Origin of the sequence: Streptomyces sp. SudanB5_2050, from assembly GCF_964272335.1 — a bacterium.
Classification (GTDB): domain Bacteria; phylum Actinomycetota; class Actinomycetes; order Streptomycetales; family Streptomycetaceae; genus Streptomyces; species Streptomyces rochei.
The window spans coordinates 5,383,377-5,409,495 of sequence record NZ_OZ186760.1 but is presented as its reverse complement, the minus strand read 5'-3'; the positions used below and the strand labels follow the sequence as shown (position 1 = coordinate 5,409,495).

Sequence of the window (26,119 nt, the reverse complement as noted above, 5' to 3'; positions counted from 1 at the left end):
CGTTCGTCGAGGCCGGGGACGCGGAGGCGGCCCGCGTCTCCCCCTCCTCGAGGGCGAGCGACACACCGTCGACGGCGGGGTGACCGCCGTAGGACTTGCGCAGGTCGGTGACGTCGATGACGGGCATGGCACCAGCGTCCCGGGGAGCGGGCGCCCGGCACATCGGTCGTCGCGCTCGAAGGCGCATCAGCCGATCGGTCGATGCTCCCGTACGACCCCCGGTGCGCGCGGAAACTCGGTGGGCAGTGTCAGTGGTGAACCGTAGGCTCGCTGCTGATGCCCACGACACCCGCCCCCGCCCCGGACCGCCCTGCCGAGAAGCGTTCCACCGTGCGTGCCCTGCTGCGGCTGTGGCCGTATGTGCGGCCGGTGCGGGCCCGGTTGGCGAGCGCGGCGGTCATCGCGATCCTGGCCTCCTGCGTGGGCCTGGTGATCCCGCTCGTCCTGAAGTGGATGGTGGACGGGCCGGTGGCCGACCGGGACCCGGCCGGTGTGTGGCTCGGCGCGCTGTACCTGCTGCTCCTCGGGGTGGCGGAGGCGCTGCTGTTCGGGCTGCGGCGGTGGCTGGTGGCCCGGCCGCTGTCGGCGGTCGAGGCGGGGATGCGGGCGGATCTGTACCGGCACCTGCAACGGCTGCCGGTGGCCTTCCACGACCGGTGGGCCTCGGGCCAGTTGCTCTCGCGCGGGACGACGGACCTGATGCTGCTGCGTATGTTCCTCGCCTTCCCGCTGACGTTCCTGCTGGTCAACGGCGTGACGATCCTGGTCGGCGTGGGCATCATGCTGGTCCAGGACTGGACGCTGGGGCTGGTGATCCTCGGCCCCGCCATCCCCGTGATGATCACCTGCGGGATCTTCGAGAAGAAGTACTCCGCCGTGGCGCGGCGCGCGCAGGACCAGGTCGGGGACCTGACCACGGTGGTCGAGGAGAGCGTGCTCGGCATCCGGATCATCAAGGGGTTCGGCCGGCACCGCAGCCAGGCCCGCGCCTTCCACGAGCTGTCGCACACGCTGCGCGGGACGGAACTGCGCAAGGCGCGGCTGCTGGCGTCCATCTGGGCGGTCATCGTGACGCTGCCGGAGCTGGCGATCGGTGCCGCGCTGGTGGTGGGGGTGGTACAGGTGGCGGACGGGTCGCTGTCGGCCGGGACGCTGGTGGCGTTCCTGTCGACGGCGCTGGCGCTGCGCTGGCCGGTGGAGTCCATCGGCTTCCTGCTGGCGATGAGCCAGGAGGCGGCGACGGCCACGGACCGGTACTTCGAGGTGATGGACGCGCAGGCGGAGGAACCGGGGGGTTCGCGTGGCTCCGCGTCCGTGTCGGGGGGCGCCGGGCGCCGTCCGGCGGCGCGAGGCGCGGCCCCGGTCGGGCGCGGTGCCGCCCCGGCGGTGCGAGCGTCCGCGGCCACGCCGGGTGACGGGCTGCGGTTCGAGGGGGTCCGGTTCCGGTACCCCGACGCGCCGCCCGGCTCGCCGCCGCTGCTCGACCGGATCGATCTGCACATCCGGTCCGGGGAGTCGCTGGCCCTGGTCGGCGCCACCGGCAGCGGCAAGACCACGCTCACCGCGCTCGTCCCCCGCCTGTACGAGGTGACCTCCGGGCGGATCACGCTGGACGGCCGGGACATCACCGCCCTGCCCCGCGAGGAGTTGCGCGCGCTGGTCGCCGTCGCCTTCGAGGAGCCCACCCTCTTCTCGGCCACCGTCGGTGAGAACGTGCTGATGGGGGCCGGCGGCGCGGCGGGTGCCGAGGAGCTGGACCGGGCCCTGGCCGTCGCGCAGGCCGGCTTCGCCCACACGCTGCCCCAGGGCACCGGCACCCAGGTCGGCGAGCAGGGCCTGAGCCTGTCCGGCGGCCAGCGTCAGCGCCTGGCGCTCGCCCGGGCGGTCGTCGGCAGGCCGCGGTTCCTCGTCCTGGACGACCCGCTGTCCGCGCTGGACGTGCACACCGAGGCCGCGGTGGAGGCCGCCCTGCGGCGGGTGCTCGCGGACACCACCGCGCTGATCGTCGCCCACCGCCCCTCCACGGTGCTGCTCGCCGACCGCGTCGCGCTGCTCTCGGGCGGCCGGATCGCCGCCGTCGGCACCCATCACGAACTGCTGCGCACCGACGCCGAGTACGCCCGTCTGATGTCCGGGCTCGACGGGCACCGGGAACCCGGGGAAGCCGGGGAAGCCGGGGAAGGGGACGACCGATGACCGCGCCCACCGCCACCGAGCCGGACAGGGAGCAGCCCGAGGACGGGCCGGTGGCCGAGGACCCGGCCCGCGCGGCCGACGACGCCTTCGACCGGGACGTCCTGCCCAGCCCGCCGGGCGCGACCGGTGCCCTGCTGCGTTCGCTGCTGGCGCCGATGAAGGCCCGCGTCGCCCTCACCACCTTCCTGCTGCTGCTCCAGCAGGCGGCCGTGCAGGCGGGCCCGCTGCTGGTGGCGTACGCCATCGACCACGCCGTACCGGCGCTCAGGGACGACGACCACGGCCCGCTGATCGCGGTCGGCGCCGGCTACCTGATCTGTTCGCTGGGGGCGGGTGCGCTCCAGTACGCGTTCGTCGCGGCCGCCGCCCGCGTCAGCCAGGACGTGCTGCTGGACCTCAGGGGCCGGATCTTCCGGCACGCCCAGGCACTGAGCGTCGACTTCCACGAGCGCTACACCTCGGGCCGGCTGATCTCCCGGTCCACCACGGACGTGGAGTCGCTGCGCGAACTGCTCGACGAGGGCCTGCAGGAGCTGGTCACGGTCGTCCTGTCCTTCGTCTACATCGCGGCGCTGCTGCTCTGGCTGGACCTCGGGCTCGGCGGTGTCGCGGTGGCGTCGTTCGTGCCGCTGTACGCGCTGGTGCGGCTGTACCGGCGGCGGGCGGGCCGGGTGTACGAGCGGAGGTCCACGGCGATCGCGGCGGTGATCGTCAAGTTCGTGGAGACGATGAACGGCATCCGCCCCGTGCGCGCCTTCCGCAGGGAGGCCGCCAACGACGCCGACTTCGCCGTGCTGAACCGGCGTCACGAACGGTCCAACGGCGACGCGCTGCTGGAGATGGCCCGCTACGTCGTCGGCTCACGGCTGGTCGCCAACACCGCTGTGGCCGGGATCGTGCTCTGGGGCGCCTACCGGGTCGCGGACGGCACGCTGGCGCTCGGGGTGCTGGCTGCGGCGGTCCTCTACCTGCGCAGGCTCTACGACCCGATCGACCGGCTCGGCATGTTCCTGAACTCCTACCAGTCGGCGGCGGCCTCGCTGGAGAAGATCGCCGGGCTGCTGGCGCAGACGCCGTCCGTGCCGGAACCGGCCGCGCCGAGGGAGCTGCCGCCGCCGGCCTCGGAGCAGCCGGGCCGCGAGGTGGTCTTCGACTCCGTGCGCTTCGCCTACCGCACCGGCGGGGAGGTGCTGCCCCGCTTCGACCTGACGATCCCGGCCGGCCAGACCGTCGCCGTCGTCGGCTCGACCGGCGCCGGCAAGTCGACCCTGGCCAAGCTGCTCGCCCGGTTCTACGACCCCTCCGACGGGCGCGTCCTGCTGGACGGCACCGACCTGCGCGACCTGGCCGTGCCGGAACTGCGGCGGGGCGTGGTGATGGTGACGCAGGAGGCGTTCCTGTTCTCCGGGACCGTCGCCGACAACATCGCCATCGGCCGTCCGGAGGCGACGCGGGAGGAGATCGAGCGGGCGGCGAAGGCGATCGGCGCCCATGACTTCGTCGCCGCGCTGCCCGACGGCTACGACACCGACGTACGCAAGCGGGGCGGCCGCATCTCCGCCGGTCAGCGGCAGTTGGTGGCCTTCGCGCGGGCGTTGCTGGCGGACCCGGCGGTGCTGATCCTGGACGAGGCGACCAGCTCGCTGGACATCCCCGGTGAGCGGGCGGTGCAGCGCGCGATGGCGACGGTGCTGAAGGGCCGCACCGCCGTGGTGATCGCGCACCGCCTCTCCACCGTGGAGATCGCCGACCGGGTGCTGGTGATGGAGCACGGCCGGATCGTGGAGGACGGCACGCCGGAGGAACTGATCGCCGGTACGGGCCGCTTCGCGGACCTGCACCGGGCGTGGCGGGACAGTCTGGCGTGAGGGCGGGCCGTCCGAGGGGACCGCGGTGATCGACGCGTACGCGGACCCGGGCACGCCGGACCGCAGGGGCGGCTGGCGGTACCTGGCGTGGCTGGTGCGGCGGCAGTGGCCGCGCTGTCTGGCGGGGGCGGTGCTGGCCAGCGTCTGGATGGTGCTGCTGGCGGCCACGCCGTACCTGATGGCCCGGGCGATCGACCACGGGCTGACCACCGGCGACCTGGGCGCGCTGGCCGGCTGGACGGGCGCGCTGGTCGCCGCCGGGGTGTTCAACGCCTGGCTGGGCATCATGCGGCACCGCACCATGACGCGGGTGCGGATGGACGCCAACTTCCGCACGGTCAAGGTGGTCGTCGGCCACGCGGCACGGCTCGGCGCCGCGCTGCGCCGGCAGGTCGGGGCCGGGGAGGTCGTCACCATCGGGGTGGGCGACGTGCAGACGATCAGCACGTCCCTGACGGCCGTGGGCCCCGGCGTCGGAGCGGTCGTCGCCTACGCCTGCGTCGGCGGGCTGCTGCTGTCGGTGTCGACGCGGCTCGCCCTGGTGGTGCTGCTCGGGGTGCCGCTGCTCGGGGTGGTGCTCGGGCCGCTCATGGGACGGCTGCAGGGCCGGGAGGCCGAGTACCGGGAGCGGCAGTCGGTGCTGACCGCGCGGATCGGCGACCTCGCGGGCGGCCTGCGCGTGCTGAACGGGCTGGGCGGCAAGAGCCTGGTCGCGGAGGCGTTCCGCCGGGACTCGGGGCGGCTGCGCGAGCAGGGCTACCGGGTCGGTGCGGTGACCAGCTGGATCCAGGCCCTGGGGGTGGGCCTGCCGATGCTGTTCCTGGCGCTGGTGACCTGGATGGGGGCCCGGCTGGCCGCGCGCGGGCAGATCAGCGTGGGCGAGCTGGTGTCCGTGTACGGGTACGTGGTGGCGCTGGGCTGGCCGGTGGCGTTCCTGATCGAGATGGGCCACCAGCTCAGCCGGGGCGTGGTGGCCGCCCGCCGGGTGGTCGCCTTCCTGCGGCTGGAGCCCGAGTCGGACACCGGCACCCGTGACGCCCCCGCCGAGCCGTCGGTCCTCTACGACCCGGCTTCCGGCGTCCGTGTCCGGCCGGGCCGTCTGACCGCCCTGGCCGGTGCCCGCCCGGCCGACGCCGCCGAGCTGATCGACCGCCTGGGCCGTTACGCCCCCTCCGAGGTGACCTGGGGGGACGTCCCGTTGTCCGAGGTCCCGCTCGCACAGGTCCGCGAGCGCATCCTGGTCGCGGAGGCGGAGGCCGACCTCTTCGCGGGCACCCTGCGCGAAATCATCGGTGTTCGGGGGAGGCCGATCGAGGGCGCGGACCGGGGCGATGTGGGGCTCCGCCGCGCGGGCCCGACCGGGCACGACGAACCGGCGGACGCCCGACGCCCCCTCGGGGCACCCTCGCACGCGAGCCTGGCCCGAGCGATCCGCACGGCCGCCGCCGAGGACATCCTCCAGTCGCTCCCCGACGGCCTGGAGTCCCCGGTCGCGGCCCAGGCCCGCGACCTGTCCGGCGGTCAACGCCAACGCGTCCGCCTGGCCCGCGCCCTGTTCGCCGACCCCGAGGTCCTGCTGGCCGTGGAGCCGACCTCCGCCCTGGACGCCCACACCGAGGCGACCGTCGCGCGCCGCCTGCGGGACGCCCGCGCGGGCCGTACGACCGTGGTGGCCTGCACCTCCCCCCTGCTGCTCGACCGGGCGGACGTGGTGCACCACCTGGTCGACGGCAAGGTCGTCGCCACCGGCACCCACCGCGAACTCCTCGCCGCCGAGCCGGGGTACCGCGCACTGGTCTCCCGGGAGGACGGCGAGGACGAGGTGGTCCGATGACATCCGCAGGACAGCTCCCCGTGGCCGATCGCGCCGGTGTCCGCCGTGCGGCGGCCGGCCTGGTCCGCGCCGACCGGCGCGCCTTCGCGGTCGTCCTCGGCCTGAACGCGCTGGCCGCACTCGCCGGGCTCGCGGGTCCGTGGCTGCTGGGCCGGATCGTCGACGAGGTGCGCGCCGGGGCCGGTGTCGGGGCCGTGGACCGGATGGCGCTCGCCATCCTGCTGTGCTCCCTCGCCCAGCTCCTGCTGGCCCGCTGGGCGCGGTACGTCGGGCACCGCTTCGGGGAGCGGACCCTCGCACGGGTGCGGGAGCGGTTCGTGGACCGGGCGCTGGCCCTGCCCGCCTCGGTCGTGGAGCGGGCGGGCACCGGCGACCTGACCACGCGGGGCACCGCCGACGTGACCACGGTCGGCACGACGCTGCGCGACGCCGGTCCCGAACTGCTGGTCAACGGCGTGCAGGCGCTGTTCCTGACCGTCGCGGTGTTCGTGCTCGACCCGCTGCTCGGTCTGGTGGGGGTGCTGGGTCTGACGCCCGTGTGGTTCGCGTTGCGCTGGTACCTGCGCCGGGCGCGGGCCGGCTACCTCGCCGAGGGCGCGGCCACCTCGGAGGTCGCCGAGAGCCTGACGGCGACCGTGGCCGGGGCCCGCACGGTCGAGGCGCTGTGGCTGACCGAGAGCCGCGTCGCGGTGAACCGGCGGGCGCTGGAGGAGTCGCGGCGCACCCGCTTCCACACGCTGTTCCTGCGCAGCGTGTTCTTCCCGGCGGTGGAGATCTCGTACGTCGTCCCGCTGGCGGGCGTGCTGCTGATCGGCGGTGTGCTGCGGGCGCACGGGGCGGTGAGCCTCGGCGCGGTGGTGTCGTGCGCCGTGTACCTCCAGCAGCTCGCCGGGCCGCTCGACGAGGTGCTGATGCGGATCGAGCAACTCCAGGCGGGCGGGGCGTCGTTCGCCCGGGTGGAGGGGCTGGCGCGGGCTCCGCGGGCGACGGCGGACCGGTCGCCGGCCCCGGCGGACGACCGCATCGACGTGTCCGGTGCGCGCTACGCCTACGACCGGGGCGGCGAGGTGCTGCGCGGGGTGGACCTGACGGTGCGGCCGGGCGAACGGCTGGCGGTGGTCGGGCCGTCCGGGGCCGGCAAGACGACGCTGAGCCGGCTCCTGGCGGGGGTGGACGCGCCCACCGAGGGCTCGGTGACGGTGGGCGGGGTGCCGGTGGTGGCGCTCGGGCCGGAGCGGCTGCGCCGCCAGGTCGTGCTGGTCACCCAGGAGCACCACGTCTTCCTCGGCTCGGTCCGGGACAACCTGCTGATCGCCGAACCGGCGGCCACGGACGCGCGGTTGTGGTCCGCGCTGGCGGCGGTCGGCGCCGACACCTGGGTGCGGGAGCTGCCCGGCGGCCTCGACGCGGAGCTGGGCACCGGCGGTCACCGCGCGGACGGCTCGCAGGCCCAGCAGCTGGCGCTGGCGCGTGTGGTGCTGGCCGACCCGCACACCCTGATCCTGGACGAGGCCACCGCCCTGCTGGACCCGACCACGGCCCGGCACACCGAGCGGGCTCTGGCCGCCGTGCTGGAGGGCCGCACCGTCATCGCCATCGCCCACCGCCTGCACACCGCGCACGACGCCGACCGGGTCGCGGTGATGGAGGACGGCCGGATCACCGAACTGGGCACGCACGACGAGCTGGTGGCGGCCGAGGGCGCGTACGCGGCGCTGTGGAGATCCTGGCACGGGGAGCCGTCCCCCGGGCCCGTTACTGACTGAGCGGGCAGTCAGTACCACACTCGGGCGACCCTTCCGTATATCGAACATGAACGCCCGGACAACGAACGATTTCCGGCCAACTTCCTGACGCGCTCCTGACAAGAGTGCCGCTCGGCTGCCACTCTTCCCACGGCCGTTCCACAGCGCCCCCACAGCTTTCCCGTCAGCGCCGTGCGGCGGCCAGCTCCTGGCACGTGGTTTCTGCGTACCGAACCAGCACCGCCCGGCCGGCCCACCCGCCGACCGGTCTCCCCTGGCCGCGCGACCCGCGGCCACGCAGAAGGAGTCAGTGTTGAGCAGCAGTTCTCCCCACAGACGCACCTCCCACACCGCGTCCCCCCGCACCACCGGCCGCCGCACCGCCGCCGCCGTCGCGCTGGCCGGTGTCGCCGCGCTGATCGCCACGGCGGTCCAGTCGGGGGCCGCCACCGCGGCGCCCGCCCAGGCGCCCGCTCCGGGCGCCGAGTCCGTCAAGCTCAGCCCGGCCCAGCGCGCCGAGCTGATACGCGACGCCGACGCCACCAAGGCCGAGACCGCCGGCGACCTCGGCCTGGGCGCCAAGGAGAAGCTGGTCGTCCGTGACGTGGTCAAGGACCGCGACGGCACCGTGCACACCCGCTACGAGCGCACCTACGACGGGCTCCCCGTCCTCGGCGGCGACCTCGTGGTCACCAGCGACGCCGGGAAGACCGAGCGGGTCGTGAAGGCCACGCAGAAGCCGATCGCGCCGGCCACCGTGACGCCGAAGATCTCCGCCGCGAAGGCCGAGACGCAGGCCGTCGCCGCCGCGAAGGCCGCCGGGGCCGAGGCGCCGGACGCCGAACGCGCCCCGCGCAAGGTGATCTGGGCGGCGAACGGCACCCCGGTCCTGGCGTACGAGACGGTCGTCGGCGGCCTCCAGGAGGACGGCACGCCGAACGAGCTGCACGTCGTCACCGACGCCGCCACCGGCGCCAAGCTCTACGAGTACCAGGCGATCCACAACGGCACCGGCAACACCATGTACAGCGGCACGGTGACGCTGGGCACCGCGCAGTCCGGGTCGTCGTACACGCTGACCGACACCGCGCGCGGCAACCACAAGACGTACAACCTCAACCGGGGCACCTCCGGCACCGGCACGCTCTTCACCGGCCCCGACGACGTGTGGGGCAACGGCAGCGCGTCCAACGCCGAGACGGCCGCCGCCGACGCCCACTACGGGGCCGCGCTGACCTGGGACTACTACAAGAACGTCCAGGGCCGCTCCGGCATCCGCGGCGACGGGGTGGGCGCCTACTCCCGCGTCCACTACGGCAACAACTACGTCAACGCCTTCTGGTCGGACTCCTGCTTCTGCATGACGTACGGCGACGGCTCGGGCAACGCCAACCCGCTGACGTCCATCGACGTGGCCGCGCACGAGATGACGCACGGCGTCACCTCCCACACGGCGGGCCTGGTCTACAGCGGCGAGTCCGGCGGCCTCAACGAGGCGACCAGCGACATCTTCGGCGCGGCCGTGGAGTTCCACGCGAACAACGCCTCCGACGTCGGTGACTACCTCATCGGCGAGGAGATCGACATCAACGGCGACGGCACCCCGCTGCGCTACATGGACAAGCCCAGCAAGGACGGCGCGTCCAAGGACTACTGGTACTCGGGGATCGGCAACGTCGACGTCCACTACTCGTCGGGCCCGGCCAACCACTTCTTCTACCTGCTGAGCGAGGGCAGCGGCACCAAGACCATCAACGGTGTCACCTACGACTCGCCCACCTCGGACGGCCTCCCGGTCACCGGCATCGGCCGCGAGAAGGCCGCGAAGATCTGGTTCCGCGCGCTGACCACCAAGTTCACGTCGACCACCAACTACGCGGGCGCCCGCACCGGCACCCTCGCGGCGGCCGGTGAGCTGTACGGCACCGACAGCACCGAGTACAAGGCGGTGCAGGACGCGTGGGCGGGCATCAACGTCGGCGCCCGGCCGGGCGGCGGCGGAGGCGGCGGCACGTCGTTCGAGAACACCGCCGACGTGGCGATCCCGGACAACGGCGCGGCGGTCACCTCGTCGGTCGCCGTGACCGGCCGGACCGGCAACGCGCCCGCCAACCTCCAGGCGGCGGTCGACATCGTGCACACCTACCGCGGTGACCTGGTGATCGACCTGCTGGCCCCGGACGGGACCGCGTACCGCCTGAAGAACTCCAGCTCCTCGGACTCCGCGGACAACGTCAACCAGACGTACACGGTGAACGCCTCCTCGGAGACCGCCAACGGCACCTGGAAGCTGCGCGTCCAGGACGTGGCGGCCCGGGACACGGGCTACATCAGCGGCTTCAAGCTGACCTTCCCGTAGGCCCGGCGGACTCCCCCCACGGAGCGGGGCGCCGCCCGGGAGGTCCGGTCCTCCCGGGCGGCGCCTAGTCTTGGTGCCCATGTCCTTCACGTACGACGACGTCGGCGCCACCCGCGAGCAGGACCGCTGCCCGCCCGGCTTCCGCTCCATGCACGTACGCACCCGCCTCGGGGAGGGCGAACCGGTGTTCCGGCGCGCGGCCGAGGCCGTGCTCACCTGGGAGATGCACCGGGAGATGGGCGTCGGCATCGACGCGAGCGCGGAGCGCGCCGCGCCCGGTGTCGACGTCACGGTCACCCTCGCCGGGATGATCAAGGCGCCCTGCCGGGTGGTGTGGACGCTGGAGGAGCACCGCCGGGCGGGCTGGGCCTACGGCACGCTGCCCGGCCACCCGGAGTCCGGCGAGGAGGCCTTCGTGGTCGACCGCACGGGCGACGGCACCGTCTGGCTGACGGTGCACGCCTTCAGCCGCCCCGCCAAGTGGTACGCCAAGGCCGGCGGGCCCGCCGCCCGTGCCTTCCAGCACGCGTACGCCCGCCGCTGCGGCACCGTCCTGCGGCGGCTGAGCGGGGGCGACGAGGAGGACTGAGCCCCGCTCGCCGCCCCGGGGCGCTCACCTCATCAGCAGCCCCGCCGCCTGGGCCAGGTCGTCGGAGGGCACCGCGACCAGGCCCGCCTCCGCGCCGGACGCCAGCAGCCGGTGCGCGGGCAGGATGCGGACCGTGTAGCCGAAGGGGCCGGTGCGGTCCAGGGCGAGCGGGCCCTCGTACAGCCAGCGGCCCTCCAGGTCGGGGCCGCCCACCGGCTTGAGCGGCACGGTGGCCGCGTCGGTGATCCGGTCCTCGGTGTCGACCCGGCCGGAGACCGCCTGCACCTCCACGTCGTCCGGCGCGAGGTCGCCGAGGTTCACCCGCACCCGCAGCCCGAGCGTCGTGCCGAGTTCGGCGCTGGCGGTGGCGGCGGACGTCTCCACGTGGTCGACGCTGACCCCGGGCCAGGCGGCGCGCACCCGGGCCTTCCACTCGGCCAGCGCCCGCGCGGCGTCCGGGTCCATCGCGCGGTGTGCCTCGGCCGCCGGGGTGTAGAGGCGTTCGACGTACTCGCGGACCATGCGGCCGGCCAGCACCTTCGGTCCGAGCAGGCTGAGGGTCCTGCGGACCATCTCGATCCACCGGTCGGGCAGCCCGCTCGCGCCCCGCTCGTAGAAGCGCGGGGTGATCCGCTGCTCCAGCAGGTCGTAGAGGGCGTCGGCCTCTATGGCGTCGCGCCGGTCCGGGTCGGTACCGGCGCCGTCGGCGGTGGGGATCGCCCAGCCGAAGTCCGGCTGGTACCACTCGTCCCACCAACCGTCCAGCACCGACAGGTTGAGGCAGCCGTTGAGCGCCGCCTTCATGCCGGAGGTGCCGCACGCCTCCAGGGGCCGCAGGGGGTTGTTCAGCCAGATGTCGCAGCCCGGGTAGAGCTTCTGCGCCATCGCCATGCCGTAGTCCGGCAGGAAGACGATCCGGTGCCGCACCCGCGGGTCGTCCGCGAACCGCACCAGCTCCTGCACCAGCCGCTTGCCGCCGTCGTCCGCCGGGTGCGCCTTGCCCGCGACGACGATCTGGACGGGCCGCTCGGAGTGCAGCAGCAGGTCCATCAGCCGGTCGCGGTCGCGCAGCATCAGCGTCAGGCGCTTGTACGAGGGGACGCGCCGCGCGAAGCCGATGGTGAGCACGTCGGGGTCGAGGACGCCGTCGATCCAGCCCAGCTCGGCGGTCCCGGCGCCGCGCTGCCGCCAGGAGACACGCAGGCGTTCGCGCACCTCCTCGACCAGTTGCTCGCGCAGGGTGCGGCGCAGCTCCCAGATGTCCTGGTCGGGGATGTCGGCGACCGAGTCCCAGCGGTCCGAGCCGCCGACGGTCAGCGCGTCCTCGGCCCGCTGCACGCCGATCTGCCGGGCGCCGAGCCGGAACACCTCGGGCGCGACCCAGGTCGGGGCGTGCACGCCGTTGGTGACGGAGGTGATCGGCACCTCGTCGGCGTCGAAGCCGGGCCACAGTCCGGAGAACATCTCCCGGCTGACCCCGCCGTGCAGCAGGGAGACGCCGTTGGCGCGCTGGGCCAGCCTGAGGCCCATCACGGCCATGTTGAACAGGTTGGGCTCGCCGCCGGGATAGGTCTCCATGCCGAGGCGCAGAATCGGGTCGACGTCCAGGCGCGGGAGTTCGGCGTCGGGGCCGAAGTGCCGGGCGACCAGCCCCCGGTCGAAGCGGTCGATGCCGGCCGGGACCGGGGTGTGGGTGGTGAAGACGGTCCCGGCCCGGACTGCCTCCAGGGCGGAAGGGAACTCCAGCCCCTCGTCGCAGAGTTCGGCGATGCGTTCCAGCCCGAGGAAGCCCGCGTGGCCCTCGTTGGTGTGGAACACCTCCGGCGCGGCGTGGCCGGTGAGCCGGCAGTACGTGCGCACCGCCCGGACACCTCCTATGCCGAGCAGCATCTCCTGGAGGAGCCGGTGCTCGCTGCCGCCTCCGTAGAGCCGGTCGGTGACCCCGCGTTCGCCGAGGTCGTTCTCCTCCACGTCCGAGTCGAGCAGCAGCAGCGGCACCCGGCCGACCTGGGCCAGCCAGATCCGGGCGCGCAGCTCCCGGCCGCCGGGCAGGGCCAGGGCGACGTGGGCGGGGGTGCCGTCGGGCTCCTCCAGGAGGGCCAGCGGCAGCTCGTGGGGGTCGAGGACGGGGTAGTGCTCCTGTTGCCAACCGTCCCGGGAGAGGGACTGGCGGAAGTAGCCGTGCCGGTAGAGCAGGCCGACGCCGATGAGCGGCACGCCCAGGTCGCTGGCGGCCTTGAGGTGGTCGCCGGCCAGGATGCCGAGGCCGCCGGAGTACTGGGGCAGGGCGGCGGTGATGCCGAACTCGGGCGAGAAGTAGGCGACGGCGGCGGGCAGTCGGCCAGACTGGGCCTGGTACCAGCGGTCGCCGGTCATGTAGTGGTCGAGGTCGTCGGCCACCGCGGTGAGCCGGCGCAGGAAGCGCCGGTCCTCGGCCAGCTCCGCGAGGCGGGCCGGCGGCACGGTGCCGAGCAGCCGTACGGGGTCGCGGCCCGACTCGGCCCAGCACGCTGGGTCGACGGACTGGAAGAGGTCGCGGGTCTCCGGGTGCCAGGACCAGCGCAGATTGCGGGCCAGATCACTGAGCGGCCGGAGGGGGTCGGGGAGTACGGGACGGACGGTCAGTCGACGGATCGCCTTCACCCCTCCGACGTTACCGGCGTGATGTGTCCGTCGCTGGGGGCTTCGCCCGAAGATCTCCGATTCGGCCTGAATGGCATCGCTCCCGTTCGCCGGACGGGCTAATAACGACCGGCGTGTCGATCTCCCGGCGGGGAAGGCGTTCGGTCAGGGCCCGTCGCGTGTGTCGACATACGCGTGAGTAGTTAACAAAGTGCCGGATTGCCCACCCGAACAGTGTGGGAAGGCTCCTGCGGTACACCCCGCACGCACCGCCGCAGGACCCACCTCCCCAGAGTCATCCGCCCACCCACGTTGACGCGGACAGGAGCGGTCATGCCCGCCACGCACCACTCGTCAGCACGGCCCGGAGCGACCCCGGGCGCACCCCCCGAGGCGCCACGCGGAGCCCCGCGCACCACCTCTCGCGACACCCCGCGCGAAGCCGCCGTCCCGGACGTCACCACCGTCGTCGGACGCATCCCCGTCCTGGACGTCCGCCCGATCGTCCGTCAGGGACGCAGGCCCGCCAAGGCGGTGACCGGCGAGTCGTTCCAGGTCTCGGCCACCGTGTTCCGCGAGGGGCACGACGCGGTCGCCGCCAACGTCGTACTCAAGGACCCCGAGGGGCGGCCCGGCCCCTGGACCCCGATGCGCGAACTGGCCCCGGGCACCGATCGCTGGGGCGCCACCGTCACCGCCGGCGAACCCGGGCTCTGGACGTACGCCGTGGAGGCGTGGAGCGACCCGGTCACCACCTGGCGCCACCACGCGCGGATCAAGGTCCCGGCGGGCATCGACACGGGGCTGGTCCTGGAGGAGGGCGCCCGGCTCCACGAGCGGGCCGCCGCCGAGGTGCCCGGCGACGCGGACCGGCGCGTCCTGCTGGCCGCCGTCGACGCGCTGCGGGACGAGGACCGGCCCGCGGCGTCCCGGCTGGCGGGGGCGTTGACGCCGGAGGTGGACGCGGTGCTGGCCCGGCACCCGCTGCGGGAGCTGGTCACCACCTCGGACCCGCTGCCGCTGCTGGTGGAGCGCGAACGCGCCCTGTACGGCGCCTGGTACGAGTTCTTCCCCCGTTCCGAGGGCACCCCCGACCGGCCGCACGGCACCTTCCGCACCGCCGCCCGCCGGCTGCCCGCGATCGCCGCGATGGGCTTCGACGTCGTCTACCTCCCGCCCATCCACCCCATCGGCACCACCCACCGCAAGGGCCGCAACAACACCCTCTCCGCCGGACCCGACGACGTCGGCGTCCCCTGGGCCATCGGCTCCCCCGAAGGCGGCCACGACGCGGTCCACCCCGCCCTGGGCACCCTCGACGACTTCGACCACTTCGTCGCCGAGGCCGCACGCCTGGGCCTGGAGGTCGCCCTCGACTTCGCCCTCCAGTGCTCCCCCGACCACCCGTGGGTCCACAAACACCCCGAGTGGTTCCACCACCGCCCCGACGGGTCCATCGCCTACGCCGAGAACCCGCCCAAGAAGTACCAGGACATCTACCCCATCGCCTTCGACGCCGACCTCGACGGCCTGGTCACCGAGACCGTCCGCGTCCTGCGCCACTGGATGGACCACGGCGTGCGGATCTTCCGCGTCGACAACCCCCACACCAAACCCGTCGTCTTCTGGGAACGGGTCATCGGCGAGATCAACCGCGCCGACCCCGACGTCGTCTTCCTCGCCGAGGCCTTCACCCGCCCCGCGATGATGCACACCCTGGCCCAGATCGGCTTCCAGCAGTCCTACACCTACTTCACCTGGCGCAACACCAAACAGGAGCTGACGGAGTACCTCACCGAACTGACGGGGGACGCCGCCTCCTACATGCGGCCCAACTTCTTCGCCAACACCCCCGACATCCTCCACGCCTACCTCCAGCACGGCGGCCGGCCCGCCTTCGAGGTCCGCGCCGTCCTCGCCGCCACCCTCTCCCCCGCCTGGGGCATCTACAGCGGCTACGAACTCTGCGAGAACACCCCCCTGCGCGAAGGCAGCGAGGAATACCTCGACAGCGAGAAGTACCAGCTCAAACCCCGCGACTGGGCCACCGCCGCCCGCGAGGGCACCACCATCGCCCCCCTCATCACCCGCCTCAACACCATCCGCCGCGAGAGTCCGGCCCTCCGCCAACTGCGCGATCTGCACTTCCACCACACGGACAAGGAAGAGGTCATCGCCTACTCGAAGCGGCAGGGGTCGAACACGGTTCTGGTGGTCGTGAACCTCGACCCCCACCACACCCAGGAGGCCACGGTCTCGTTGGACATGCCGCAACTCGGCCTGGACTGGCACGAGTCGGTGCCGGTGCGCGACGAGCTCACCGGCGAGACCTACCACTGGGGCAGGGCCAACTATGTGCGCCTGGAGCCGGGCCGGACGCCCGCGCACGTCTGCACGGTTCTGCGACCGTCCAACCCGCAGATCGGAGGGTCACCCACCACATGATCTTCAACGAGCCCGTGCCGGACACCTTCGAGGACACCCCGGCCAAGGACCGCGACCCGGACTGGTTCAAGCGAGCCGTCTTCTACGAGGTGCTCGTCCGTTCCTTCCAGGACTCCAACGGCGACGGCATCGGTGACCTCAAGGGCCTGACCGCCAAGCTGGACTACCTGCAATGGCTGGGCGTGGACTGCCTGTGGCTGCCGCCCTTCTTCAAGTCGCCCCTGCGCGACGGCGGCTACGACGTCTCCGACTACACCGCCGTCCTGCCGGAGTTCGGCGACCTGGCCGACTTCGTCGAGTTCGTGGACGCCGCCCACCAGCGCGGCATGCGCGTGATCATCGACTTCGTCATGAACCACACCAGCGACCAGCACCCGTGGTTCCAGGAGTCCCGCAAGGACCCCGACGGCCCCTACGGCGACTACTACGTCTGGGCCGACGACGACAAGCAGTTCCAGGACGCGCGGATCATCTTCGTGGACACCGAGGCGTCGAACTGGACCTACGACCCGGTGCGCAAGCAGTACTTCTGGCACCGCTTCTTCTCCCACCAGCCGGACCTGAACTACGAGAACCCGGCCGTGCAGGAGGAGATGATCTCCGCCCTGAAGTTCTGGCTGGACCTCGGCATCGACGGGTTCCGGCTGGACGCGGTGCCCTACCTGTACCAGGAGGAGGGCACCAACTGCGAAAACCTTCCGGCGACGCACGCCTTCCTGAAGCGGGTGCGCAAGGAGATCGACGCGCAGTACCCGGACACGGTCGTGCTGGCGGAGGCCAACCAGTGGCCGGAGGACGTGGTCGACTACTTCGGCGACTTCGCCTCCGGCGGCGACGAGTGCCACATGGCCTTCCACTTCCCGGTCATGCCCCGCATCTTCATGGCCGTGCGCCGCGAGTCCCGCTACCCCGTCTCCGAGATCCTCGCCAAGACCCCCGCCATCCCGTCCGGCTGCCAGTGGGGCATCTTCCTGCGCAACCACGACGAGCTGACCCTGGAGATGGTCACCGACGAGGAACGCGACTACATGTACGCGGAGTACGCCAAGGACCCGCGTATGCGCGCCAACATCGGCATCCGCCGGCGCCTGGCGCCGCTCCTGGACAACGACCGGGACCAGATCGAGCTGTTCACCGCGCTGCTGCTGTCCCTGCCCGGCTCGCCGATCCTCTACTACGGCGACGAGATCGGCATGGGCGACAACATCTGGCTCGGCGACCGCGACGCGGTCCGCACCCCGATGCAGTGGACGCCCGACCGCAACGCCGGTTTCTCGTCGTCCGACCCCGGCCGCCTGTTCCTGCCCACGATCATGGACCCGGTCTACGGCTACCAGGTGACGAACGTCGAGGCGTCCATGGCCTCGCCCTCGTCGCTGCTGCACTGGACCCGCCGCATGATCGAGATCCGCAAGCAGAACGTGGCCTTCGGCCTGGGCTCGTACACCGAACTGCCCTCCTCCAACCCCGCGGTGCTGGCCTTCCTGCGGGAGTACGAGGACGACCTGGTGCTGTGCGTCCACAACTTCTCCCGGTTCGCGCAGCCCACCGAGCTGGACCTGAGTGCCTTCGAGGGACGCCATCCGGTCGAGCTGTTCGGCGGGGTCCGCTTCCCGGCCGTCGGCGAACTGCCGTACCTGCTGACCCTCGGCGGACACGGCTTCTACTGGTTCCGGCTCCGCAAGGACGCCGTCTAGGCCACACCGGTCCGATCCCCGGCGCGGGGCGGTTTCCACCGCCCCGCCCGGGGCACGCATCAGTAACACCCCGACGACCCGGGGAAGGGACGCGACGCCATGTCGGAAGCCGTCACGAGCACCGTCACGAGCACGAGCCCGCCAGGTCTCCTTGCGTCACTCGACCCACTCCTGCGGGAATGGCTGCCCCGGCAGCGGTGGTTCGCGGGCAAGGGGCGTCCGGTCACCGGTTTCTCGCTGGTCGCCGCCACCGACCTGCTCCCGTCCGAGGCCCGCCTCGGCCTCCATCATGTGCTGGTCCGCGCGCACCAGCAGCCCGTCGCGGCCCCGGGCGCACCCGAGGAGCCCGGCGACTGCTACCAGCTCCTCATAGGCACGCGCGAGGCGCTGCCGCCCCGGCTGGCGCCCGCGCTGATCGGACACGTGACCGAGGGCCCGCTGGCCGGCCGCACCGCCTACGACGCCCTGCACGACACCCGGCCCGCCGAGGTGCTCCTGGAGGCGATCCGCACCCGGGCCCGCGTCGGCGGACTCCGCTTCGAGCGGGAGGGCGAGCGGGAGATACGCACGGGGCTGGTGCCCCGGCTGATGACCGCCGAGCAGTCGAACTCGTCGGTCGTGTATGGAGATACGTTCATTCTGAAGCTGCTGCGCCGGATCGTGCCGGGCGTCAATCCCGACCTGGAGCTGCCGCTCGCGCTGGCCCGCGAGGGCTGCCCCCGGGTGCCCGCGCCGGCGGGGTGGCTGGTCGCCGACCTGGCCGACCGGACCTGGGTGCTGGGGGTGCTCCAGCCCTTTGTGCAGGGCGCGGCGGACGGCTGGGACCTGGCCCTGCGGGAACTGGCCAAGGGCGAGGACTTCGTGGCCGAGGCGCGGGCGCTGGGGCGGGCCACCGCCGAGGTGCACACCGCGCTGGCCCGCGCGCTGCCGACCGTCACCCTCGGCCACGGCCAGATCCGGCAGCTCGCCGACGGAATGATCGAGCGGCTGGAGGAGGCGGCGCGGGCGGTGCCCCTGCTGCGGCCGTACGCGCCCGCGCTGCGCACGGCGTTCACCGCGCTGGGCGACCTGGCGGCCGAGGGCCGGACCTGGACCGCCCAGCGCGTCCACGGCGACCTGCACCTCGGCCAGTGCCTGCGCTCGCCCTCCGGGCAGTGGTCGTTGATCGACTTCGAGGGTGAGCCCGCGAAGCCCCTGGCCGAGCGCCGGATGCCGCAGCCGCCGGTGCGCGACGTCGCCGGGATGCTGCGCTCCTTCGACTACGCCGCGCACTCGGCGTCGGCCCCGGCGCCCGGCTGGGCGGAGTCCTGCCGGGCCGCCTACTGCACCGGGTACGCGGAGGCCGGCGGACAGGACCCGCGCACCGACCCGGTGATGCTGCGCGCCTGCGAGACGGACAAGGCGGTCTACGAGGTCCTGTACGAGGCCCGGCACCGTCCCGACTGGCTGACGGTCCCGCTGGCCGCGGTGCGCCGCCTGTCCGCGCCCGATCCGCTATGACGCCCACCTCTTGACCCCACTGCGCCCAGGAGGCCCCTCCCGTGACCCCCCGCCCCTCGTCCAGCGGTCCCGACCCGGAGAAGGCGGCCGCCAAGAAGGCGGCCGCCAAGAAGGCGGCTGCGAAGAAGACGACCGGCAAGAAGACCACCGCGAAGAAGGCGACCACGAAGAAGGCGACCGCGAAGAAGGCCGTGCCGGAGAAGACCGTGCCGGAGAAGACCGCGGTGAAGAAGACCCCGGCGAGGAAGGCCGTCGCCGGGAAGGCGGCCGTCAAGAAGACGGTCGTCCAGAAGGCGGCCGGCGAGAAGCCCGTCGCCGCGAGGGCGGTCGGTGAGAAGGCCGTACCCGCCGCCGCCCGTCTCGCCGAGCCCCCCGCCTCCCCCGCCCTGGACCCCACCGACCGGGAGCGGCTGCTCGCCGGCACCCACCACGACCCGCACTCCGTGCTGGGCGCCCACCCGGTGCCCGGCGGGATCGCCGTGCGGGCCTTCCGGCCCTTCGCCCGCGCGGTGAGCGTCCTCGGCGGCGGGCTGCGGGCCGAGCTGCACGACGACGGGGACGGCTTCTTCTCCGGCCTGCTGCCGCTGGACGAGGTCCCGGCGTACCGGCTGCTGGTGACGTACGAGGGCACGGACCAGGAGGTGGAGGACCCGTACCGCTTCCTGCCCACGCTGGGCGACCTCGACCTGCACCTGATCGGCGAGGGCCGGCACGAGCAGCTGTGGCAGGCGCTCGGCGCGCACCCGACCACCCACGAGGGCGTCGCGGGCACCCGCTTCACCGTCTGGGCGCCGAACGCGCGCGGGGTGCGGGTGGCCGGCGGCTTCAACTTCTGGGACGGCACCGGTCACCCGATGCGCTCGCTGGGCGGCACCGGGGTGTGGGAGCTGTTCCTGCCCGGCATCGGCCCGGGCGAGCTGTACAAGTTCGAGATCACCCGGCCGGACGGCTCGCGCACCTTCCGCGCCGATCCGCTGGCCCGCCGTACCGAGGTGCCGCCGGCCACCTCCTCGGTCGTCCACGTCTCCGACTACACCTGGGGCGACGAGGAGTGGCTGGCCCGCCGCGCGGACGCGCCGGCGCACGAGGCGCCGATGTCGGTGTACGAGGTCCACCTGCCGTCCTGGCGGCCCGGGCTCACCTACCGGGAGCTGGCCGAACAGCTCCCGGCGTACGTCAGCGACCTCGGCTTCACCCATGTCGAGCTGATGCCGGTCGCCGAACACCCCTTCGGCGGCTCCTGGGGCTACCAGGTCACCGGCTTCTACGCGCCCACGGCCCGCCTCGGCGACCCGGACGACTTCAAGTACCTGGTGGACCGGCTGCACCGGGCCGGGATCGGCGTCCTGATGGACTGGGTGCCCGCGCACTTCCCGCGCGACGACTGGGCGCTGGCCGAGTTCGACGGGCGGCCCCTGTACGAGCACTCCGACCCGCTGCGGGCCGCGCACCCCGACTGGGGGACGCTGGAGTTCGACTTCGGGCGCCGGGAGGTGCGCAACTTCCTGGTCGCCAACGCCGTGTACTGGTGCGAGGAGTTCCACATCGACGGACTGCGCGTGGACGCGGTCGCCTCGATGCTCTACCTGGACTACTCGCGCGAGCCGGGCCAGTGGACGCCGAACGAGCACGGGGGCCGGGAGAACCTGGACGCGGTGGCCTTCCTCCAGGAGATGAACGCGACGGTGTACCGGCGGGTGCCGGGCGTCGTGACGGTGGCGGAGGAGTCGACGGCTTGGGACGGGGTCACGCGGGCCACCCACCACAAGGGGCCGAGCGGCTTCGGCGGGCTCGGCTTCGGGCTGAAGTGGAACATGGGCTGGATGCACGACTCGCTCCAGTACATGAGCCACGAGCCGGTGCACCGCATGTACCACCACGGGGAGATGACCTTCTCCATGGTGTACGCGTACAGCGAGAACTACGTGCTGCCGATATCGCACGACGAGGTGGTGCACGGGAAGCGGTCGCTGGTCTCGAAGATGCCGGGCGACTGGTGGCAGCAGCGGGCGAACCTGCGGGCGTACCTGGGCTTCATGTGGGCCCACCCGGGCAAGCAGCTGCTGTTCATGGGGCAGGAGTTCGCCCAGGGCGCCGAGTGGTCCGAGGCGCACGGTCCCGACTGGTGGCTGCTCGACCCGGAGTACGGGGCGGCGGCGGACCACCGGGGCGTACGGGATCTGGTGCGCGACCTGAACGCCGCCTACCGGGACACGCCCGCCCTGTGGCGGCGCGACACCCACCCGGAGGGGTTCGCCTGGGTGGTCGGGGACGCCGCCGAGGACAACGTCCTGGCGTTCCTGCGGCTGGACGCCGACGGCACCCCGCTGCTGGCGGTGTCGAACTTCGCCCCGGTCGTCCGGCACGACTACCGTCTCGGCGTCCCGGACGACGTGCCCGCCTGGCACGAGGCGCTGAACACGGACGCCTCGCGCTACGGCGGTGGCGGTGTGACCAACCCGGACCCGGTCAAGCCGGAGGCCCTGGGGTGGCACGGCCGGCCGGCGAGCATCCGGCTGACCCTGCCTCCCCTGGCGACGGTGTGGCTGCGTCCGGCCTGAGGAGCGCCGGGGCCTACGCGTCCACCAGCCCCTTCGGCAGCGGCCCGGTGTGCAGGACGCCGAGGCGCTGGGTGGCCCGGGTCAGGGCCACGTACAGGTCGCTGGTGCCGTAGCGGCCGGGCTCGACCACCAGGACGGAGTCGAACTCCAGGCCCTTGGACTGGCGCGGGTCGAGGAGCACCACGCGGTGGGTCAGGTCGGGCTCGCCGCCCGCCGTGACGCCGTCCAGCCGGGCGGCGAGCGCGGCGTGCAGCTCGCGCGGGGCGATGACGGCGAGACGGCCCTCCTCGGGGGTCAGCTCGCCGACCGCCTCGGCGACCGCCGCCGGGAGGTCGTCGGTGGCGCGGACGAACGGCCGTACGCCCGTGGACCGCACCGAACTCGGCGGTTCGAAGGAGGGGTCCTCGGCCCGCACCACCGCCGCCGCCACGTCCATGATCTCGGCCGGGGTGCGGTAGTTGACGCCCAGGCGGGTGTGCTCCCAGCGGTCCTCGACGTAGGGGGCGAGGATCTTCGACCAGGAGCCGACGCCGGCCGCCTCCGCGGTCTGCGCGGGGTCGCCGACCAGGGTCATCGAGCGGGTCGGACAGCGGCGCATCAGCAGCCGCCAGGCCATCGGGGACAGCTCCTGCGCCTCGTCCACGATGATGTGGCCGAAGGCCCAGGTGCGGTCGGCCGCGGCACGCTCGGCGGCGCTGCGGTGGTCCTCGGCCTCCTGGCGTTCGGCGAACCGCTCGGCGTCGATGATGTCGTGGGCGAGCAGGACCTCGGCGTCCTCCTCGGCCTTGTCCTCGAACTCGTAGGTCCGGGAGGCGTACGACACGTCCAGCACGCCCTGGGCGTAGGCGATCTGCGCCGCCCGCTCGCGTTCGGCGCGGGTGCGGGCGAACCGGTCGTCCACGCCGAGCAGTTCGGCCGCCTCGTCCAGCAGGGGTACGTCGGCGACGGTCCAGTGCCGGGTGACCGGGCGGCGGACGGCGTCGGCGTCCTCGGGGCTCAGGAAGTCCTCGGGGGCGGCGAGGAAGTCGGCGACCAGGCGGTGCGGGGTCAGGCGGGGCCACAGCTGGTCGACGGCCGACCAGACCTCGGGGTTCTCGGCGAGTTCGTCGCGGATCTGGGTGATGTCGCTCGCGTCGAGCAGGCTGGAGCCGTCGAAGGGGTCGGTGCCGATGCGTTCGGCGTACAGCTCGGTCAGCGTGTTGAGGATGTGTCCCTCGAAGTGCTCGCGGGCGGCGTTGTGCGGCAGCTTCGCGGCGCGGGTGCGTTCCCGGGCGACGCCGACGAGGCCGTCGTCCAGCATCAGGACCTCGCGGTCGTGCTCGATCGCGATCACCGGGTCGGGCAGCGCCTGCCGGGCGCGGACCACGTCCGCGAGTACGTCGGCCATCTCGGCGCGGCCCTTGACCGCCGCCGCCTCGGGAGTGTCCGTCGCGGTGGCCTTCACGCCGGGGAACAGCTCGCCGACCGTGGCCAGGAGCACGCCGGTCTCGCCCAGCGAGGGCAGCACCTCGCCGATGTAGCCGAGGAAGGCCGGGTTGGGTCCGACGATGAGGACGGCGCGCTTGGCGAGCAGTTCGCGGTGCTCGTAGAGGAGGTAGGCGGCGCGGTGCAGGGCGACGGCGGTCTTGCCGGTGCCGGGGCCGCCCTCGACGACCAGGACGCCGCGGTGCGGGGCGCGGATGATGCGGTCCTGGTCGGCCTGGATGGTCTGCACGATGTCGCCCATGCGGCCGGTGCGCGCCGAGTTCAGCGCGGCCAGCAGCACGGCGTCGCCGGACGGGTCCTCGTGGCCGGTGCGCGTCTCGTCGTCGACGTCGAGGAACTCGTCGTGCAGGGCGGTGACCCGGCGGCCCTCGCTCGCGATGTGCCGGCGGCGGCGCAGGCCCATCGGGGTGTGGCCGGTGGCCAGGTAGAAGGGGCGGGCGACGTCGGCCCGCCAGTCGATGAGGACCGGGGTGCGTTCGGCGTCGTCGGCGCGCAGGCCGATGCGGCCGATGTGGTGGCCCTCCCCGGAGGTCAGGTCGATCCGGCCGAAGCAGAGGGAGCCGTCCACCGCGTTGAGCGCGGCGAGCAGCCCGGAGCGCTCGGCGACCAGGATGTCCCGCTCCAGCCTGGCCTGCTGGGGGGTGTTGCCCTGCGCGAGGGCCTCGGTGACCGACACCTCGGCGTCGCCGCGCAGCGCGTCCACACGCGCGTACAGTCCGTCGATGAATTCCTGCTCGTGCCGCAATTCATCGTCCGGAAATTCGGTGTTTGACAATTCCACTCCCGGCCGCATATACTGTGCCTACTGAACTTCTTCGTGACCTCATTCTTCTGAAGTCACGAATCAACGAATATACGCAGAGAAATCCCCCGAGCGCAATTGCTCGGGGGATTTTTCGTGGGCCGGGCCGGTCAGACGACGTCGGCCAGTTCCTCGAGGAGCCGCCGCTTGGGCCGGGAGCCCACCATCGACTTCACCGGCTCGCCGCCGCGGAACACCAAGAACGTCGGCATCGACAGCACCTTGTACGCGTGGGTGGTCGCCGGGTTCCGGTCGACGTTCAGCTGCACGATGCGGAGCCGGTCCCCCTCCTCCTCGGCGAGGGCGCTGAGCACCGGGGCCATCTGCCGGCACGGCGGGCACCAGTCCGCGGTGAACTCCACCAGCACGGGCAGCTCCGATCCGATCACCTCCGCCGCGAAGTCCGCGTCCGTCACCTCGGGCACCCCGCTGGTCCTCATCCGTGTCCTCCCAGTTCGCACTTGGGCTCCGGACCCCCCGGAACCGCCGCCTCGGCCCGCGCGAGCTGCGCGCCCACCTGCGCCCGCACCGACGTCAGCTGCTCGATCAGCGTGTCCAGTTCCGCCAGCTTGCGCCGGTAGACCACGAGGGACGCCGGGCAGGAGTCGCCCTCGGGGTGCCCGGCGCGCAGGCACTCCACGAACGGGCGGGTCTCCTCCAGGTCGAACCCGAAGTCCTGGAGCGTCCTGATCTGCCGCAGCAGTCTCAGGTCGTCCTCGTCGTAGGTCCGGTAGCCGTTCTCGCCCCGCCGCGCGGGCAGCAGGCCCCGCGACTCGTAGTACCGCAGCGTCCGCGTCGTGGTCCCGGCCCGTGCGGCCAGCTCGCCGATTCGCATGCGGACGAACGTAAGCCTTGACGCGGGCGTCAAGGCAAGAAGCCCCGCGCCGGGGGCGCGGGGCTTCTTCGGGGGCCGGGCGGCTGAGCGACGGGGGGAGCACCTCAGCCGCCCGGAGCGTGCGGTCGTCAGGCCCGCGCCAGCTCCTTCTCGCCGCCCTGCTCGGGCAGGTCGGACGCGTCACCGGCGTCGTCGTCGGCGCCGTGGTGGTCGTCCAGCAGGGTCTTCTCGTCGAACGGGGCCCGGCCGGCCAGCACCTCGTTCACCCGGTCCTTGTCGATCTCCTTGGTCCAGGTGCCGATCAGGACCGTGGCCACGGCGTTGCCGCCGAAGTTGGTCAGCGCGCGGGCCTCGCTCATGAAGCGGTCGATACCGACGATCAGGCCGATGCCGTCCACCAGGGCGGGCTTGTGCGACTGCAGACCGCCCGCCAGCGTGGCCAGACCGGCGCCGGAGACACCGGCCGCGCCCTTCGAGGCGACCAGCAGGAAGAGCAGCAGCGGGATCTGCTCGCCGATCGACATCGGCGTGCCCATGGCGTCGGCGATGAACAGCGAGGCCATGGTCATGTAGATCATGGTGCCGTCGAGGTTGAAGGAGTAGCCGGTCGGGACGGTGATGCCGACCACCGGCTTGCTGACGCCCAGGTGCTCCATCTTCGCGATGAGGCGCGGCAGCGCCGACTCCGAGGAGGAGGTGGACAGGATCAGCAGGAACTCGCGGCCCAGGTACTTGAAGAGCGAGAAGACGTTCACGCCGGCGACGACGCGCAGCAGCGTGCCCAGGACCAGGAAGAGGAAGAGGACGCAGGTCACGTAGAAGCCGAGCATCAGCACGGCCAGGCTCTTGAGGGCGTCGACGCCGGCCGAGCCGGTGACGGCCGCGATGGCGCCGAAGGCGCCGACCGGAGCGGCCCACATGATCATCGCCAGGACGCGGAAGACCAGCCGCTGGATGTGCTCGATGCCGCGCAGGACCGGCTGACCGGCGTTGCCCATGGCCTGGAGGGCGAAGCCGCACAGCAGGGCGATCAGCAGCGTCTGGAGGACCTCGCCCGAGGTGAACGCCGACACGATGGTGGTCGGGATGATGCCCATCAGGAAGTCGACGGTGCCCTTGGCCTCCGCGTCGACCTGCGCCTGACCGGTCTCCTTGACGGCGTCGGTCACCGCCAGACCGGTGCCCGGGTCCAGGATGTTGCCGACGATCAGGCCGATGGCGAGCGCCACCAGGGACATCACCAGGAAGTAGACCAGCGCGATGCCGCCGACCGCGCCGACCTTGGCGGCCTTGCGCACGGAACCGATGCCCAGCACGATCGTGCAGAAGATGATCGGCGAGATCATCATCTTGATCAGGTTCACGAAGCCGGTGCCGAGCGGCTTCAGCTCGGTCGCGAAGTCGGGCGCGATCAGACCGACGGCGATACCGAGGGCGACCGCGATGATCACCGCGATGTAGAGATAGTGCGTGCGGTCGCGCTTGGCTTTGGGTGCGGCAGGTGCCGTAGCGGCGTTGCTGGTCACGGCGGCCCTCCTTGACGACGTCGTCGGCATCACCGGCGTGCGGCTCACGTCCGGG

The 26,119-nt window shown here is 72.8% G+C and carries 15 protein-coding genes; 10 read left to right on the top strand and 5 right to left on the bottom strand.

The window, feature by feature from the left end; translation table 11 throughout:
- Positions 1-276: 276 nt before the first annotated feature.
- The 6 genes from ACFZP7_RS24235 to ACFZP7_RS24210 all read left to right on the top strand — a co-directional run bounded on the left by ACFZP7_RS24235 (position 277) and on the right by ACFZP7_RS24210 (position 10,591).
- Complete coding sequence (locus tag ACFZP7_RS24235) at positions 277-2,196, top strand: ABC transporter ATP-binding protein (protein WP_385635673.1); 1,920 nt, start codon at positions 277-279, stop codon at positions 2,194-2,196.
- Complete coding sequence (locus ACFZP7_RS24230) at positions 2,193-4,064, top strand: ABC transporter ATP-binding protein (protein WP_385635670.1); 1,872 nt, start codon at positions 2,193-2,195, stop codon at positions 4,062-4,064. Before ACFZP7_RS24235 ends, ACFZP7_RS24230 begins: the two co-directional genes overlap by 4 nt.
- A 25-nt stretch (positions 4,065-4,089) precedes the next feature.
- Positions 4,090-5,898 carry an ABC transporter ATP-binding protein gene (locus ACFZP7_RS24225; RefSeq protein WP_385635668.1) on the top strand — a complete coding sequence of 603 codons (1,809 nt, stop codon included), beginning with the start codon at positions 4,090-4,092 and terminating at the stop codon, positions 5,896-5,898.
- The gene (locus tag ACFZP7_RS24220; protein WP_030970670.1) at positions 5,895-7,664 is read left to right on the top strand and encodes an ABC transporter ATP-binding protein; all 1,770 of its coding nucleotides are present in this window, start codon (positions 5,895-5,897) and stop codon (positions 7,662-7,664) included. Before ACFZP7_RS24225 ends, ACFZP7_RS24220 begins: the two co-directional genes overlap by 4 nt.
- Positions 7,665-7,956: 292 nt before the next feature.
- Positions 7,957-10,002, top strand: a complete 2,046-nt coding sequence (locus tag ACFZP7_RS24215) for a M4 family metallopeptidase (protein WP_385635665.1) — start codon at positions 7,957-7,959, stop codon at positions 10,000-10,002.
- 79 nt (positions 10,003-10,081) lie between these two features.
- Positions 10,082-10,591 carry a DUF1990 family protein gene (locus ACFZP7_RS24210; RefSeq protein WP_029394280.1) on the top strand — a complete coding sequence of 170 codons (510 nt, stop codon included), beginning with the start codon at positions 10,082-10,084 and terminating at the stop codon, positions 10,589-10,591.
- A gap of 24 nt (positions 10,592-10,615) precedes the next feature.
- Here the strand turns inward: ACFZP7_RS24210 and ACFZP7_RS24205 are convergent, their stop codons facing one another.
- Positions 10,616-13,234: a glycosyltransferase family 1 protein gene (locus ACFZP7_RS24205; protein WP_385635663.1), complete on the bottom strand. Its 2,619-nt coding sequence runs from the start codon at positions 13,232-13,234 to the stop codon at positions 10,616-10,618.
- Positions 13,235-13,546: 312 nt separating this feature from the next.
- On the opposite strand from ACFZP7_RS24205, the gene ACFZP7_RS24200 reads away from it, so the two are divergent.
- The 4 genes from ACFZP7_RS24200 to glgB all read left to right on the top strand — a co-directional run bounded on the left by ACFZP7_RS24200 (position 13,547) and on the right by glgB (position 21,416).
- Positions 13,547-15,658, top strand: a complete 2,112-nt coding sequence (locus ACFZP7_RS24200; RefSeq protein ID WP_385635662.1) for an alpha-1,4-glucan--maltose-1-phosphate maltosyltransferase — start codon at positions 13,547-13,549, stop codon at positions 15,656-15,658.
- Positions 15,655-17,355: a maltose alpha-D-glucosyltransferase gene (gene treS / locus ACFZP7_RS24195; RefSeq protein WP_086878758.1), complete on the top strand. Its 1,701-nt coding sequence runs from the start codon at positions 15,655-15,657 to the stop codon at positions 17,353-17,355. The genes ACFZP7_RS24200 and treS overlap by 4 nt, the downstream gene beginning before the upstream one ends.
- A 99-nt stretch (positions 17,356-17,454) precedes the next feature.
- Entirely contained in the window at positions 17,455-18,855 is a 1,401-nt protein-coding gene (locus tag ACFZP7_RS24190; protein ID WP_385635660.1) for a maltokinase N-terminal cap-like domain-containing protein, read from the top strand.
- A gap of 41 nt (positions 18,856-18,896) precedes the next feature.
- Positions 18,897-21,416 (top strand): 1,4-alpha-glucan branching enzyme, encoded by a 2,520-nt coding sequence (glgB, locus tag ACFZP7_RS24185; RefSeq protein WP_385635658.1) that lies wholly within the window; start codon positions 18,897-18,899, stop codon positions 21,414-21,416.
- Between the two features lie 13 nt (positions 21,417-21,429).
- Here the strand turns inward: glgB and ACFZP7_RS24180 are convergent, their stop codons facing one another.
- From ACFZP7_RS24180 to ACFZP7_RS24165, 4 genes are all read right to left on the bottom strand, one after another.
- Positions 21,430-23,694 (bottom strand): HelD family protein, encoded by a 2,265-nt coding sequence (locus ACFZP7_RS24180; protein ID WP_385635655.1) that lies wholly within the window; start codon positions 23,692-23,694, stop codon positions 21,430-21,432.
- 119 nt (positions 23,695-23,813) lie between these two features.
- Positions 23,814-24,128 carry a thioredoxin gene (locus ACFZP7_RS24175; protein WP_019326796.1) on the bottom strand — a complete coding sequence of 105 codons (315 nt, stop codon included), beginning with the start codon at positions 24,126-24,128 and terminating at the stop codon, positions 23,814-23,816.
- Positions 24,129-24,139: 11 nt separating this feature from the next.
- Positions 24,140-24,538, bottom strand: coding sequence for a MerR family transcriptional regulator (locus tag ACFZP7_RS24170; RefSeq protein WP_019326797.1), 399 nt, complete (start codon positions 24,536-24,538; stop codon positions 24,140-24,142).
- A gap of 128 nt (positions 24,539-24,666) precedes the next feature.
- Positions 24,667-26,064 carry a C4-dicarboxylate transporter DctA gene (locus tag ACFZP7_RS24165; RefSeq protein ID WP_019326798.1) on the bottom strand — a complete coding sequence of 466 codons (1,398 nt, stop codon included), beginning with the start codon at positions 26,062-26,064 and terminating at the stop codon, positions 24,667-24,669.
- Between the last annotated feature and the right edge of the window lie 55 nt (positions 26,065-26,119).

Coding starts and splice junctions, on each gene's coding strand:
- ACFZP7_RS24230 (WP_385635670.1), top strand. CDS start 2,193: ATGACCGCGCCCACCGCCACCGAGCCGGACAGGGAGCAGCCCGAGGAC.
- ACFZP7_RS24220 (WP_030970670.1), top strand. CDS start 5,895: ATGACATCCGCAGGACAGCTCCCCGTGGCCGATCGCGCCGGTGTCCGC.
- ACFZP7_RS24200 (WP_385635662.1), top strand. CDS start 13,547: ATGCCCGCCACGCACCACTCGTCAGCACGGCCCGGAGCGACCCCGGGC.
- ACFZP7_RS24190 (WP_385635660.1), top strand. CDS start 17,455: ATGTCGGAAGCCGTCACGAGCACCGTCACGAGCACGAGCCCGCCAGGT.
- treS (WP_086878758.1), top strand. CDS start 15,655: ATGATCTTCAACGAGCCCGTGCCGGACACCTTCGAGGACACCCCGGCC.
- ACFZP7_RS24180 (WP_385635655.1), bottom strand. CDS start 23,694: ATGCGGCCGGGAGTGGAATTGTCAAACACCGAATTTCCGGACGATGAA.
- ACFZP7_RS24170 (WP_019326797.1), bottom strand. CDS start 24,538: ATGCGAATCGGCGAGCTGGCCGCACGGGCCGGGACCACGACGCGGACG.
- ACFZP7_RS24210 (WP_029394280.1), top strand. CDS start 10,082: ATGTCCTTCACGTACGACGACGTCGGCGCCACCCGCGAGCAGGACCGC.
- ACFZP7_RS24235 (WP_385635673.1), top strand. CDS start 277: ATGCCCACGACACCCGCCCCCGCCCCGGACCGCCCTGCCGAGAAGCGT.